We start from the raw sequence: 14482 nt of genomic DNA, 5'->3' as shown, positions 1-14482 counted from the left end.
CAACGCGAAGACCGCCTCAGAGACCGCGTCCTCGCGCCAGTGACCCCGTCCTGAGGGGGTAGGGGGGATGAATCTCTACAGACTGGCGCCCAAGATGCGTGGGCTTGCGCAAATTTTTGTGCGTGCAAATTGAACAAGGGGGGGTATCCCCTTTTCCAAAGACTCTGCGCAGCAAAGGCCGTGCATCAAATGAACATCAAACCAAGCGGGTGATTTATGGGTGGACGCAAGCCACTGCCGACTCAAGTCAAGCAGATCAAGGGAACCTTGCAGCCATGCCGGACCAACTACCACGAGCCCATCCCAGAGGGCTTGCTGGTCGAGCCCCCGGACTACATGCCTGAGGGTGCCAAGGCTGCCTGGCGCTACGCGCTTGAATGCGCGCCGCCCACCCTGATTCGCAAGCTGGACATGTCCGTGCTGGAAATCTGGGCCTGCGCGGCAGACCTGTACCGACAGGCCCAGGCGGGTATCGGCAAGACGGGGCTCTTGGTGAAGGCCCCCCACAGCGGTGTGCCCATGCAGTCGCCGTACCTGGCCATTGCCAACAAGCAGGCCCAGATCATGACCAAGGCTGCGATCGAGATGGGATTCACCCCAGCGTCTCGTTCGCGCATCTCCATTCCAAACGAGCGACCGGGCGAAGAGCTTGATCTCTGGGAGGACATTGTTGGGTAGGACCGAGAGCAAACGATGAGTGGATATGCCGCGAGCGCCAAACAATATGCACAGCGCGTCGTATCGGGAGAGATCCTGACTTGCGAGTGGGTTCAGAAAGCCTGCAAGCGCCAGCTCGATGACCTGATCCGCTTCAAACGCAAGAGCAGCATCTACCGGTTCAACCCGGAGCTGCTCGACCGGTACGGCAGGCCTTACAGACCAGCCGACAACCTGTGCGCCTTCATTGAGCGCCTGCCTCACGTCAAAGGGCCATTGGCCAGTCAGATGATCGTTCTGGAACCCTGGCAGGTGTTCATCCTGTCCACGGTGTTCGGCTGGGTCAAATCGGATGGCAAGCGCCGTTTCAGGCGTTCGTACATCGAGGTGCCACGGGGCAACGCCAAGTCCACGCTGTCCTCGGCCGTGGGCCTGTACATGCTGGCCGCCGACCGTGAGGGCGGCGCTGAGGTGTACTCGCTGGCCACCACCCGCGATCAGGCGCGCATTGTCTTTGGCGATGCACAGACCATGGCGCGCCTGAGCCCGGGGTTTCGCAACCGGTTCGCCGTGAACGTCGGGGCGCACAACATGCATGTGCTGCAGACGGGCTCCAAGTTCGAAGCGCTTTCGGCTGAGGGCTCCACGCTGGACGGCTTGAACATCCACTTCGGATGCATTGACGAGCTGCACGCCCACAAGACTCGAACGGTTTATGACGTGGTGGAGACCGGCACCGGCAAACGGGACAACTCCCTGCTGTGGGTGATCACCACGGCTGGCAGCAACCGCTCGGGGATTTGTTACGAGGTCAGGAGCTTTGTCACCAAGCTGCTCAACCGGGTGTTCGAGGATGACTCTCAGTTCGGGATCATTTACGGTCTCGATGAAGGTGACGACTGGACGATCAAGGACTCCCTCATCAAGGCCAACCCCAACTGGGGCTTCTCGGTGCGTGAGGAGATCCTGGTGCCCTTGCAGGCCAAGGCCATGCAGTTGCCCAGCGCGGTCAACAACTTCAAGACCAAGCATCTCAACGAATGGGTGTGCGCAGACAAGGCATGGATGGACATGCGAGCCTGGGACGCGGGCACTAACCCGGATCTGGAGCTGGACCAGTTCTTGGGCCAGCCCTGCTGGGTGGGCCTGGACTTGGCCAGCAAGACGGACATTGCAGCGCTCGTCATGGTGTTTCAGCATCCCGACATAGCCGACGCATATGTTGTGTTTGGCAAGTACTACCTGCCCGAGGACACGGTCCAGGCTGCGGGCAACAGCCAGTACGAGGGCTGGGCCCACACCGGACGCCTGTCGGTGACGCCGGGCAACGTGATCGACTTCAGCTGGATCGAGGCTGATCTGCTGGATATCGCATCCCGGTTCTCGGTGGAGGCTGTGGCCTTCGACCCGTTCCAGGCTACGCAGCTCTCAACTCGGATGCTCTCCGAGGGCCTGCCCATGATCGAGGTTCGTCCGACGGTGCTGAACTTCAGCGAACCGATGAAGACGCTTGAAGCCCTGGTCCTGCAAAAGAAGCTCATCCATGACGGTGACCCGGTACTGGCCTGGATGGCCAGCAACGTGGTGGCCCACACGGACGTCAAAGACAACATCTATCCACGCAAGGAGCGGGCAGAAAACAAGATCGATGGAATCGTGGCACTGATCATGGCCCTGTCTCGGGCGATCAAACCGGGGGACTCGGTGGTGCTGGGGTCCGACTACGAGTTGATGCTGCTTTGACCACGAAGACACACCATGGGAATTTTCAACATCTTCGATCTGTTCAAGGCCTCCAGCAGTGACCGCTCGCCCTGGGGCGATTTCTTCTTCGAACCCGTCTCGGTGCGAAGCGTCTCGGGCATGCGCGTCTCGGCCGATTCGGCCATGCGACTGGCTGCTGTGTACGCCTGCGTGCGCATCCTGTCTGAAACCATGGCGTCGTTGCCCCTGGTGGTCTACCGGGCCAGGAAGGACGGCGGAAAGGACCGGATCACGGACCACTGGCTCTACCGGGTGCTGGGCAAGAAGCCCAACCGGTACCAGAACCCGTTCGAGTGGCGTGAGATGCTGCAGGGCCATCTGGCCCTGCGTGGCAATGCCTTCTGCCAGATCCTGGCCAATGGCCGAGGCGAGATCACCGAGCTGATCCCTATCCATCCGGACCGGGTGCGCATGGAACTGCTCACTGAAGGTGACTACCGATACAGGATCCAGAACCAGGCAGGCCATGAGCTGGTCCTGCCCCGTGGCGAGGTCTGGCACTTACGGGGCCTGTCCTCGGATGGCCTGATGGGCCACAGCCCTATCGAACTCTCCCGCGAAAGCCTGGGCATAGCACTGGCAGCTCAGGACTACGGTGCGCGCTTTTTCAACAACGATGCCAAGCCCACCGGTGGCTGGATCGAGTTTCCAGGCAACTTCAAGGATGCCGAGGCCAAGCGGGTGTTCCGCGAGTCTTACCAGGCGGCGCAATCGGGCTCCAACCGGGGCAAGGTGCTCGTGCTGGAAAACGGCATGAAGTTCCATGAGGTGGGGGTCACGAACAAGGACGCCCAGTTTCTGGAGCTGCGCAAGTTCCAGATCACGGACATCGCGCGCCTGTTCCGAGTGCCGCCGCACATGATCGCGGACCTGGACCGGGCAACTTTCTCGAACATCGAGCAGCAGAGCCTGGAATTCGTCATGCACACCATGACGCCCTGGGCCGAGCGCTGGGAGGCTTCGATCGAAGCGGACCTGATGCTTGACGGCGATGAGCTCGAAGTCGAGTTCGACTTCGCCAACCTGATGCGAGGGGATGCGGCCAGCCGCTCGGCGTATTACCAAAGCGGCATCCAGAACGGCTGGCTTACCCGCAACGAGGCCCGTGTCGCAGAAAACCTCAACCCGCTGCAAGGCCTGGACCAACCCCTACGCCCGCTGAACATGGTGGAAGAGGAGGATGCCGAAGAGGCTGAGCAGGAAGTCGAAACCACCGACTCAGCGCCTGTAGAGCAGGAAACCAGCCTGCGCTTTCGCAAGTTGGTGCAGTCCAACGCAGCCCGGCTTGCCCGGCGCATCGCCAAAAAGGGCTCCCTGGGAGCCAACGAAACCGACCTGATTGCCCAGGCCTTCGCACTGCAAGCCAGTCAGGTCAGTGCCTGGGCGCAGCAGCAAACACAGCCCTTTGAGGAAGATGCACTTGCTGCCTCCCTGATCCAACTTGGAATGAACACATGAACAAACAACTCCTGCTCTCCGAATTCCTGACCACGCCCTGGGCGCTGATGCCCGAGCGTTTGCATGCCATGTCGGGCATCCTGACGCGATGGTCTGCGGGCGAGCCGCCCAGTGACGAGACCCTGTTTCAGGTCAACACTGACCGTGTGCTGCGTGACACCCGCAAGCAGATGGCGGCGGCCAGCACGGGCACCGGCATTGCGGTCCTGCCCCTGTACGGGGTTGTGACGCAGCGCGGCAACATGGTCGACGACATCTCGGGGCCGGGCAGCACCAGCACCCAGCAGTTCACTTCGGTCCTGCGCCAAATGCTTGCCGACGATACCGTGGGCCAGATCCTGATCGACATCGACAGCCCTGGCGGCAGCGTCTACGGGGTCAGTGAGCTTGCTAGCGAAATCGTCAAGGCCCGTGCCCAGAAGCCGGTCATTGCCGTGGCCAATAGCCTGGCGGCCTCAGCTGCTTACTGGATCGGCTGCTCGGCCAGCGAGTTCTACGTCACTCCGGGTGGCGAGGTGGGCTCGATTGGCGTGTGGCAGGCCCACTTTGATTACTCGAAGGCGCTGGAAGAGGAGGGCGTCAAGCCCACCCTGATCTCTGCTGGCAAGTTCAAGGTCGAGGGCAACCCGTATGCGCCGCTCGATGAGCAGGCGCAGGCTTTCATGCAGTCCCGAGTGGACGACTACTACAGCGCTTTCATCGAAGCCGTGGCCAAGGGCCGTGGTGTTTCGGTGAGCGATGTGCGCTCGGGCATGGGCGAGGGCCGGGTACTGGGGGCGGACGCCGCACTGGCTGGCGGCATGGTCGACGGCATTGCCACCTTTGACGATGTGCTCTCCCGTATGCAGGCCAGTGTGCGCGGCAAGCAGCCACGCAGCCAGTCCCGCCTGAAGAAAGCACGTGATGCACTTGCGTTGATCTGACTCTGTGCGCTGATGTTTGAACCGAAAGGTAGTAGCTTTGAATTTCCGGCAATTTGCCGTACAATTCAACAACATCAGGAGAAATGCCATGACTGCTCGCGCCATTGCCGCACCGCGTACATCCAAGCCCCAGTCGGCTCGGCTGGAGGCTCGTATCAGCCAGGATCTGCACATGACCGTCAAGCGTGCTGCAGAAATCCAGGGGCGAACAATGACCGATTTTGTGGTCCATGCCCTGCAGATGGCAGCATCCAAAACCATTGCGCAGGCCGACCATGTGCGTTTGTCAGTCGCAGGCCAGGAAGCATTTGCCAATGCCCTGATTGCACCAGCCAAACCCAATGCAGCACTCAAGCGCGCCTTTGCCAAGGCAAACAAGCTGTTGGTGGCTTGATGGCCTTTCAGTTTTCTGTTGATTCGCTGGACCTCTCCAGTGATCGTTCTGGCTTCGAGTGTGGTGTTGCACCGCTGGACCGGTATTTCCGGACCCAAGTCAGCCAGGACATCAAGCGCCGGGTGACGGCCTGCTTTGTCGCGACCGATGCGCTCGGCCAGATTGCTGGTTATTACACCCTGGCTTCGGCCAGTGTGTTGTTGGCGGATTTGCCAGAAACGCTTGCCAAAAAACTGCCGCGTTATCCTAGCGTGCCAGCGGTACGCATGGGGCGACTGGCCGTGGATCAGTCCTTCAAAGGTGAAGGGTTGGGCGCGGCCTTGCTGGCTGATGCGTTGCGACGCGCCGTCACAGCAGAAATTGCAGCCTACGCATTCGTTGTGGACGCCAAGGATGAGGCTGCTGCCAGTTTCTACGCTCATCACGGTTTCATTGCGTTGCCAGATCAGCCGTTGTTCCTGTTTATTCCGCTTGCAACGGTCAAAGATCTGATCAAGTAAATAGATCAGCAACGCACATCATTTCTGATGAACCAGGGCCTCCGATGAGGCCCTTTTCTATTGCGCAACCCGTAGGTTGCGCGCCCAAAGCAGCCGCCTTGCGTCATTTCGACCAGGCGGCTTTTTCATTTCTGGAGTCAAACCCATGAGCAAGCAACTGCGCGAGCTGCAAGCCCGCAAAGCCGCCCTGGTCAAGGACGCACGCGCCCTGACCGACATCGCTGCCGCCGAGCAGCGCGACATGAACGAAGAAGAGGTCAGTGCTTTTGAAGCCCTCAAAGCCAGGATCGAAGCGGCCTCGGCCGCTATCGACCGCGAGGCAGCTCTGATTGCCGAGGAAGCCCACATGGCAATGCGCTGTGAACGCTTTAGCAAAGACGTCAAGATCGGGGAGGGCGCGTTTATTGACCCCTACGATGAGGGCGGTTTGTCTGCAACACTTCAAACGCATCAGGATCACCTGCGTTTCAGGGCCATGGACTTCAAAGAGCTTCGGCAGGGCCTGGTGTCTCGCATGACGATCGCGCAGCAGCACATCATGGATTTTGTGCAATCCATCCAGACGGCGCGTCCAGCATCTTCAGTCGGCCAAAAGTGCTCCATGGACAGGCCTGACCACCTGGCCGTCGACCTGCATGGCAACGTGCTCACTTGCCAGAACGTGAGTGCAAAAGCCATCGCTCCGAACGGTCAGCCCCACCACATTGGACAGGTGTCCAATTTACAGGCCGTCAAGATGCGCAGCGCCACCCACTGGAGCCAACGGTCGGACTGCCCAAGCTGCCCAATGCTGCAAATCTGCAAGGGTTCCTGCATGTTCCTCGAAGGCAAGCTTTGGGATGCTGGTTGCGACGCCGCCTATTCGGACAACGTGCCATTCCTGGCTGCGGCGATCGAATTCATGACCGGATGTATTCCGTACTACATCGATGGCGATTTCCGCGAGGACCGCAAAGACATCTTTGGCCAGATCCATGGTGCAGTTGCAAACCGCCCCAGACGTGTGATCCCCATCCTTGCTTATGAACGGGCGACCGCCGCCTGAGTCAAAACCTTCCCCTTTCAATCCACCCCGCCTGGCGCTTGTCAGTGCGGGGTTTTTTACTTTGGAGATTTTTATGCCCGAACCGACAAGCTCTGGCGTTGCAGGCGCAGCTGCCGCCTACAAAGCCCTGGGGGGTACGGCTGCTGCGGTGGCCAGTGGAGCCACCCTGGCTGCGGTGGTGGTCATGCTCATGACCCCGCCACGGAACAAACGGGAATGGGCCGTGGGCCTGATCAGCACCGTGGTGTCCAGCATTGGCGGTGGTGCCATCACCGTTGAGCACTTTGGGCTGCACCACTGGGCCTTCTCAACCATGGGACTGTGCGCCCTGGGTGGGTTGATCTTTGCCTGTGGCCTGCCTGGGTGGGCCATGGTGCGCTGGATTTTTAACTTCATTGGTAAGCGCCGTGATGCCTCCATCGACGAAGTGGCCAAAGACGTGAAGGAGCTGCTGTGATTCCCAGTGAATTCATCATGCGCCTCACCCCTGGTGCCCAGGCCTCAGCCGCGCTCTCGGGTGTTCCAGCCAGCATCACCATCGCGCAGGCGGCCCTAGAGTCCGCCTGGGGGGAATCTGGACTGGCCAGGAATGGCAACAACCTCTTTGGGATCAAGGCCGACAGCCTCTGGCGCGGTGAAACCCTCACCATGAACACCCGGGAATTCATCAAAGGCCACTGGGTGGTGGTGCCTGCCTTGTGGCGCAAATACCCGAGTTGGCAGGCCAGCACGCAAGACCATGCCGCATTCTTGCGCCGTAACAAACGCTACGCAGCCTGTTTCGCCTGCACCACGGGCAAAACCTTCGCCCAAGCCGTGGCCAAGGCAGGCTATGCCACCGACCCACGTTATGCCGACAAGTTGATCAGCATGATCGACAAATACCAGCTTGAAGCGCTGGACCTTCCGCCGGAGGCCACGTGAGTGCATGGCTATTTCGCTGGCTTGGTGCCTTACCCCTGCGATGGATCGTCTCAAGCCTGCTGGCTGCAAGCCTGTTTGGAGCAGGCTACCTGCAGGGGCATCAGGACGTCCAGAAGGCATGGGATGTGCAGCGGCAACAACAGCAAGCTGCCGTCTTGGCGCAATCCCTGCATGTGGCCCAGATCGAAACCCAGCAAGAACACATCAATCAACAGATCTCGACTGACTATGAAACCCAGAAAGCCACATTGGCACGCCGTGTCCCTGTACCTGTACCTGGCGCTGGCGCTCTCCGCCTGTGCGTCCCGGCCAGCCATGCAGCCGATTCAGTGCCCGCCAATGCCAAGCTTGCCTCCAGCGCTGTTGCATCCACCGCCAACCCTGTACCTGATCCCGCCCGAGATGCGGGCGCCATCGGCTGCGGGCAATTAGCCCGCGATGCGGCAGACGCCACGCTCATGGTGTTGTCGTTTCAGCGCTGGTATGCCGAGCAGGCAAAAGCGCAAGCCGACACTGCTGAGCCTTGATCACTCCCAGACCCTGTCTGCATTCACCTCCCCACCGGGGTAGTGGGTCGCTGGCGGGGGGGTGTCGTTTCTGCCGTAGTCCCGCCAGAGTTGCTTACAGGTCTGTGTCAGGCGCCTGTTCCGTTTGACTTGTCTTTCCGGCAGAGCGTTCATGGTGGCATGACAGACAAGAGCAACAAAACATGCCCGCACCACGGTGCTCCATGTTTCCGGAAAGACCTGTTTGTTGCCTCTTTGGTCCGTACCTCAGACCCTGACTGCTTAATGAAAATTAAGAATTTGCATGAATTATGAGAAATAAATTCCCGTAATATTTGCCGATGGTAAAGGAATGAGTTCGATAACTGATAAATTGGAAATTAAATTTTCTCGATAACATTTTGAAAAACATATTATGTTGCTCGAAAAAATTCTTGTGCTGCACGAATGGGAAATGAATAAATTTCCATTCTTTCGTACCATGATAGGAAGACATATATATGTATGTCTTGCGAGAAACGTCTTCACGGATAAGAACGAAGAAGAAGTTTCGATAAAAAAACTTCTTTCATCCCATTTTTTTACTGACAGAGCAATCAGGTTAAAAATTCGAGAGATGGAAAAGGCGGGCTTTTTAGAAACCAAGAACGGTCATAAGGACCAGAGAGTGGTTGTTATCAAGCCTACTGCCGAACTCAGAAAAATGATGGAGGAACATTCGCTTATGTTAAATCGAGTGGTTTCGCAGGACATAATCATTTTAGAAAAAAACAGACAAAAAAATGAATAATTTCAATTCAAAAATAGCTTTTTTTTTCGTTTTGCTGGTTCTCCTTGGGTCAGTTAAAGCGCAGGATGGATTTAAAAGTGTGTTGAAAGATTCTGTTGACCATCATCCATCCATACAATCATACAAAGCACAAGCTGAATCTTCTAAACGAGATATTGATGCTGCCAAATGGGCATTTTGGCCCACACCTTCCGTTGGGTATGAAACGGCAAATGACGTTCCTTATGGCACGCTTGATAAATCCAGTAAATATTTTCGACTGCAGCAGCCAATTTGGACATCGGGGCGTTTGACTGCTCAACTCAACAAGTCCGAATCCCAATATCTGGTATCCGAAGCGGCTGTAAGTGAGCAAAAAACAAACATTGCATACAAGTGGCTTCAGCTTTGGGCCGAATATCAAGCGGCAGATGAAAAGACAAAAGCCTTTAAAGACAGTGTAGACAAACACATGGCCTATGTCCGCCAAATCGAGCGTAGAGCGAACGAGGGCTTCTCTGCCCCCAGTGATGCGCAACTTTCAATGAGCCGTCTCAGTTCCGTCCAGGCGGAGCTACGTCAAAGCCAGTCCCTCAAGAACAAAGCTGCAGCCAGACTTGAGCAAATGCTCCAAAAACCTCTGGCTTCAGAAATAAACAACCTAAATGACTCGGGCTGGCCACAGAGTCAAAAAGCCATCACAAAATGGTCTCCTGCTATTGAGGTTGCGCAATTGGATGAATACGTCAATTTGCATCCAACCGTTCAAAAAACTCAAATACTCATTTCTTCGGCGCAAGCAGATGTCCAGCTGGCGAGTGCCCGAAATATTCCTGAGGTTTATGTGCGCAGTGAAATGCGGCATGGCGATGTCACGGGTACACACCAAAGCATATATTTTGGTCTAAGCAGCAGTTTCGGTGCTGGATTATCCAACGCGTCGGCAGTGGCTGCAGCACAAGCCAAAGTTGAAGCCTACAGAAATGAATTGAACGCAAGGCAGTTGGAGGTGCGTGAAAGCATCCAGACCGATATTCAGGACTTTCAGGCCCAATCCGATCGCCTGGGGCAATTGGAAAAAACATTCGCTGCTAACCGCAATTATCTCGAATCGTCTGAGCGCCAATATCTGGCAGGACGCCGCAGCTGGCAAGAAATCATGAATATCGCACGCGAAGAGTCACAAATCCTCGCGCAAATCGCAGATGCTAAAGCGCAAATCTGGTTAACGCACCAACGCCTGCAAATATTTGCCATGGGGCTGGACACATACCTCTCGACAAAATTGCCCACGACGCACTCAGCGCAAAACGAAATTAAAACTCAATGAACTCTGCACAAAACCAGCACGCCGCACTGTTTGCCGTCCTCATGCGGTTGGCGCAACTGCGCCGCGAACCGCTGGACCCCATGCTCCTGCGCTCAAGCCTCAAGCAGTTTGAAGAGGAAGGCAAAGACCTGCACCAAACAGTGGCAACGCTTGCGCAAAGTCAGGGCTGGCCGGCGCCAAAATGGAGCAAACAGCCTGACGCCAGCCGGCTGCCTTGCATAGTGGTCAGCCCAGCAGGCCTGCTGGGCATCGTCACCGGCCAAGACAGCCAAGGTGCGTGGGCTGTCGTATTGTGCTACCCTTTAGCACAACGCCTGGAAGAGAGCGTACACATATGCTTTGACGACGACACCCGTTTCGTCAGACTGCGCATGAAAGCGCCCTTTGTTCCCAGCAAAAGCCCCAGCTTTCAACTTGTATGGTCTGAAATCTGGGCGCACAAGCGTACTTTGCTGGACATCGGCGCAGGCACCGTAGCTGTCAGCTTGCTGGCCTTGGTCACATCGTTTTACTCCATGCAGGTGTACGACCGCGTCGTCCCGACCCAGGCCATGAGCACATTGCTGGCCCTCACATTGGGGGTATTGGCGTCCATTGTCCTTGAGGCCATCGGCAAATGGGTCAGAGCCCACCAGATTCATGAGCTAACAGATGCCATCGATCAAAACCTGGCGCGCTCCATTTACGCACGTTTTCTTGCCGTCCGGCTCGACCAACTGCCGCCCAGCATTGGCAGCACCTCATCGCGCCTGCGCAGCTACGAATCCATCCGAAGTTTCCTCGTCAACGTCAGCACACAAATGCTGGTTGACCTGCCAATTGCCGCGCTCATGCTCATCGTGCTGGCAAGCATCGGCGGCTGGCTCGCATTGGTGCCGGGCGTGTTTTTGGTGTTGGGCCTGGGCATCGGACTCTTTTTCAGAACCCGCATAGAACAACTGACCCAGCACTCCACAGCGGCACAACACCAAAAACTGGGTTTATTGGTCGAAAGCATAGAAGGCGCTGAAACCATCAAATCAGGGCAGGGCGGCTGGCGCATGCTCTCCAAATGGCTGGATTTGAGCGACGAAGGTCGGCAATACGACCACGCCATGCGCCGTCTGGGGGAAATGCAACATTTCCTGGTGGCCATGTTCCAGCAAGTGGCCTATGTGGTCATGGTTGCACTCGGCGCCATGTACATCGGTCACAACGACTTCACCATGGGCGCCCTTATTGCCTGCTCCATCCTCAGTGGCCGCATCACGGCCCCCATTGCCACATTGCCCAACCTGATCACCCAATGGGCGCAAACCCGCGTCACCATCGAAGACCTGGACAGACTCTGGACCTACCAACTCGATCACCCCGAAGGCACCGAACCCATCGCAGTTGAGCAATTGCGCGGTGAATACCAAATCCAGGAAATGCAAATGCAGTACCAGGGCACCACCGCCCTCAAGATTGGCCAACTGCGCATTGCCCCAGGCGAACGCGTTGCGATTCTGGGGGGTGTGGGCAGCGGCAAAACCAGCCTGTTGCGCGTGCTCTCCGGCATGTACAAACCACAAACAGGCCGCACCACCCTGGACGGCCTGGAAATCGATCACATCGCCAAAGCCAGCCTGGCCAACCGCATGGGCTTTGTCCCGCAAGACGGCCGGCTCTTTGCAGGCACCTTGCGAGAAAACCTTGTACTGGGCCTGACCGATCCGGGTGACGATGCCATCTTGGAAGCTGCCCGAAAAAGCGGCCTGTTTGATGCCGTCATCGCGCCGCACCCCAAAGGCCTTGCACGGGAAATTTTCGAAGGTGGCAGCGGCCTTTCGGGTGGCCAACGCCAACTCGTACACATCACCCGCGCCCTGCTGCGCAGTCCAGTCATCTGGCTGCTCGATGAACCCACAGCCTCCATGGACTCCAACCTGGAAGCCAAAGTCATCGCCATGCTGCAAGCCGAACTGAGCGAACGCCCGCAAAGCACCATGGTCCTTGTCACCCACAAACCGCAACTGCTCAATTTGGTCAACCGAGTCATCATCATGGTCAACCAGCAAATCCTGATGGACGGGCCGCGCGACCAAGTCCTGCAAAAGCTGCAGCAACAAGCCCTGCAAGCAACCGCAGAGCGCAACAACGCGCCCAAACTGCAAACGGCAAAGGTCACCACCGAATGAATTCCAAACCCGTCCTCAATCGGCTAACAGGAACCTACCTGCTCACCAGCCTCATCATCTTCGTCCTCTGGGCCTCCTGGTTCGAAATTGATCAAACCGTCAGAACGCAAGGCCAAATCATCCCGCAGGAAAAAACCCAGATCATCCAGGCCGCAGACGGCGGCGTAGTCCAGGAACTCAAAGTCAACGAAGGCGACAACGTCAAGCAGGGCGACCTGCTTGTTGTGCTTGAAAGCGAACGCGCCCGCGCCCAAGTCAACGAAATCAGCAACCGCGTTGCCGGCCTGAGCATTGCCCGCTTGCGCGCCCAAGCCGAAGCGGCGGGCCAGCAACCTGACTATGGCGCCTACCGAAAAACCCATGCAGACCTGGTCAGCGCCCAGCAAGCGCTGCTGATGCAAAACAAAGTGGCACTCGACAAAGACAAAAAAGCCTTCAGCGAACAACTGCAATACGCACAAAGTGAATATGCACTCACCAAAAAACTCTACGACGCCGGTGACGTCAGCCAGGTTGAGCTCATGCGCACACAAAGAGCCGTTGTCGATGCGCGCCAAAAACTCGAAGCGGTAGAAGAAAAGTTCAAGGCCGACGCCCGAAAACAACTCACACAAATCGAAGACGAAATCACCAGCCAGCGCAGCAAACTCCAGGAACGCCAAAGCGTCCTCGACCACACCGAAATCCGTGCTCCGGTCAACGGCATCGTCAAATTTTTACGCATCAACACCATTGGCGGCGTGCTCCGCCCGGGTGACGAAATCATGCAAATTTCACCCACCGAAGGCGGCTACGTCATCGAAGCCAAAGTCAACCCGACCGACATAGGCCTTCTACACATTGGCCAAAAAGCCACCGTCAAACTCGACGCCTTTGACTACACCATCTACGGATCACTGCCGGGCGAGCTCGTGTACCTCAGCTCAGACACCCTCAGCGAACAGGCTCAAAACGGAAGCACCAGCGTTTACTACCGCGCCCGAGTCCGCTTCGATCATCCCCCTGGCTCCAAAATCAGCAGTGCAAGCACCAAAGCCGGCATGACCGCCAGCATAGACATCATGGCCGACAAACGAACCGTGCTCACCTACCTCGTCAAACCCATCGCCCGCGCCTTCAGCGGCGCCATGGGGCAAAAATAAATTCCCTCGCGTCAATCTGCACGCTGCACGGCCCGCACCCACGCGGGCTGCTGCAATCATTCTTAAGAGTTTAAAACCGTAAGCACGGGTAAATTCGAAAAATGTGAAAGCAGGCAGCCAAGGCATGAAAGCGCTCGCTGAATCCATCGGATTTGGTGTGCAGCCAAAACGCTGTCAGTAACCAAACAACTCTGGCAAACCCATCAAGGACATCACCATGCAAGACCAACTCGTCAAAATCATCGTTCAGACTGGCGATCAAAGCCAGCTCAAGCTGTTCGAGCGCAAGGCCGGTCAGCCCGTGCCCAAGCTCGCGGTCCAGCCAGGCCAAAGAATCAGCGTCGATATCGACGGGCAGGTGCAAGGCGTCAGCCAGGCCAAAGCCATGAACCCAGGCAAAGACGGTCGCCTCAAGCTGGTCAAAAACGGCAAGGATCTGAAAGTCATGACCCCGGACGGCGAAGAAGAGCTGGTGCAACTCACAGGCTACTTTGAAACCTCTGACGTTGTCCTTGCCGGTGACCAGTGGGCCTGGGCGTCTGATGTGCCTTTGCAGCAAAGCTCCGCAGGGGTTTCTGCGTTGCCAGATGGGGTGGCCGTAGCAGGCGCTGCGCCTGTGGATGGCGTCAGCAGCGCAGCACAAGCAGCGGCTGAAGCTCAGTCAGCCCAAAGTGCGGCAATTGTTGGTGTACCTCCTTTGCTGTACATCCTTGGTGCTGCAGGCGGCTTGGCGGTAGCAGCCGCAGGCGGCGGTGGTGGCACACCTGCGGACACCACACCCCCCGCAGCCCCCAGCGAAACCAAATTCACGGCCAATGCCGACGGCACGCTCACCGTCTCTGGCAAGGCAGAAGCGGGCAGCAAAGTCGAAGTGACCATGCCCGACGGCAGCAAAGTGCAAGCCACGGCAG

At 57.4% G+C, this 14482-nt stretch carries 15 protein-coding genes; all 15 read left to right on the top strand.

Translation table 11 applies throughout. The features are described 5' to 3' along the window. The first annotated feature begins 216 nt into the window (after window positions 1-216). Window positions 217-678: a phage terminase small subunit P27 family gene (locus AAFM15_RS10780; RefSeq protein ID WP_108311751.1), complete on the top strand. Its 462-nt coding sequence runs from the start codon at window positions 217-219 to the stop codon at window positions 676-678. A 15-nt stretch (window positions 679-693) separates the two neighbouring features. Next, window positions 694-2400 (top strand): terminase TerL endonuclease subunit, encoded by a 1707-nt coding sequence (locus tag AAFM15_RS10775; protein ID WP_341686715.1) that lies wholly within the window; start codon window positions 694-696, stop codon window positions 2398-2400. Between the two features lie 15 nt (window positions 2401-2415). After that, window positions 2416-3879: a phage portal protein gene (locus AAFM15_RS10770; RefSeq protein ID WP_341686714.1), complete on the top strand. Its 1464-nt coding sequence runs from the start codon at window positions 2416-2418 to the stop codon at window positions 3877-3879. Further along, a complete protein-coding gene (locus AAFM15_RS10765; protein ID WP_341686713.1) occupies window positions 3876-4802 on the top strand; it encodes a S49 family peptidase in 927 nt (308 codons plus the stop codon). The genes AAFM15_RS10770 and AAFM15_RS10765 overlap by 4 nt, the downstream gene beginning before the upstream one ends. Before the next feature lie 88 nt (window positions 4803-4890). Next, the gene (locus AAFM15_RS10760) at window positions 4891-5196 is read left to right on the top strand and encodes a DUF1778 domain-containing protein (RefSeq protein WP_341686712.1); all 306 of its coding nucleotides are present in this window, start codon (window positions 4891-4893) and stop codon (window positions 5194-5196) included. After that, the gene (locus AAFM15_RS10755; protein WP_341686711.1) at window positions 5196-5696 is read left to right on the top strand and encodes a GNAT family N-acetyltransferase; all 501 of its coding nucleotides are present in this window, start codon (window positions 5196-5198) and stop codon (window positions 5694-5696) included. The genes AAFM15_RS10760 and AAFM15_RS10755 overlap by 1 nt, the downstream gene beginning before the upstream one ends. Before the next feature lie 145 nt (window positions 5697-5841). Next, on the top strand, window positions 5842-6741 hold the full coding sequence (locus AAFM15_RS10750; RefSeq protein ID WP_341686710.1) for an SPASM domain-containing protein: 900 nt from the start codon (window positions 5842-5844) through the stop codon (window positions 6739-6741). Window positions 6742-6814: 73 nt separating this feature from the next. After that, a complete protein-coding gene (locus AAFM15_RS10745) occupies window positions 6815-7198 on the top strand; it encodes a hypothetical protein (protein WP_341686709.1) in 384 nt (127 codons plus the stop codon). A gap of 17 nt (window positions 7199-7215) precedes the next feature. After that, the gene (locus tag AAFM15_RS10740) at window positions 7216-7665 is read left to right on the top strand and encodes a glycoside hydrolase family 73 protein (RefSeq protein WP_341686708.1); all 450 of its coding nucleotides are present in this window, start codon (window positions 7216-7218) and stop codon (window positions 7663-7665) included. Further along, window positions 7662-8192 carry a hypothetical protein gene (locus AAFM15_RS10735; protein WP_341686707.1) on the top strand — a complete coding sequence of 177 codons (531 nt, stop codon included), beginning with the start codon at window positions 7662-7664 and terminating at the stop codon, window positions 8190-8192. Before AAFM15_RS10740 ends, AAFM15_RS10735 begins: the two co-directional genes overlap by 4 nt. A 394-nt stretch (window positions 8193-8586) precedes the next feature. Beyond that, window positions 8587-8961, top strand: a complete 375-nt coding sequence (locus AAFM15_RS10730) for a hypothetical protein (RefSeq protein WP_341686706.1) — start codon at window positions 8587-8589, stop codon at window positions 8959-8961. After that, window positions 8954-10270, top strand: a complete 1317-nt coding sequence (locus AAFM15_RS10725) for a TolC family protein (protein ID WP_341686705.1) — start codon at window positions 8954-8956, stop codon at window positions 10268-10270. Before AAFM15_RS10730 ends, AAFM15_RS10725 begins: the two co-directional genes overlap by 8 nt. Next, window positions 10267-12429, top strand: a complete 2163-nt coding sequence (locus AAFM15_RS10720; RefSeq protein ID WP_341686704.1) for an ATP-binding cassette domain-containing protein — start codon at window positions 10267-10269, stop codon at window positions 12427-12429. The genes AAFM15_RS10725 and AAFM15_RS10720 overlap by 4 nt, the downstream gene beginning before the upstream one ends. Then, window positions 12426-13571, top strand: coding sequence for an HlyD family efflux transporter periplasmic adaptor subunit (locus tag AAFM15_RS10715; RefSeq protein WP_341686703.1), 1146 nt, complete (start codon window positions 12426-12428; stop codon window positions 13569-13571). Before AAFM15_RS10720 ends, AAFM15_RS10715 begins: the two co-directional genes overlap by 4 nt. A 217-nt stretch (window positions 13572-13788) precedes the next feature. Further along, window positions 13789-14482, top strand: a 694-nt coding sequence (locus tag AAFM15_RS10710; protein WP_341686702.1) for a hypothetical protein, incomplete at its 3' end; no start/stop codon positions are given.

Origin of the sequence: Limnohabitans sp., from assembly GCF_038134685.1 — a bacterium.
In the GTDB taxonomy this organism is placed as follows: domain Bacteria; phylum Pseudomonadota; class Gammaproteobacteria; order Burkholderiales; family Burkholderiaceae_C; genus Limnohabitans_A.
Note: the sequence above shows the minus strand (reverse complement) of the source record. Positions and strands in the feature narration are given on the sequence as shown.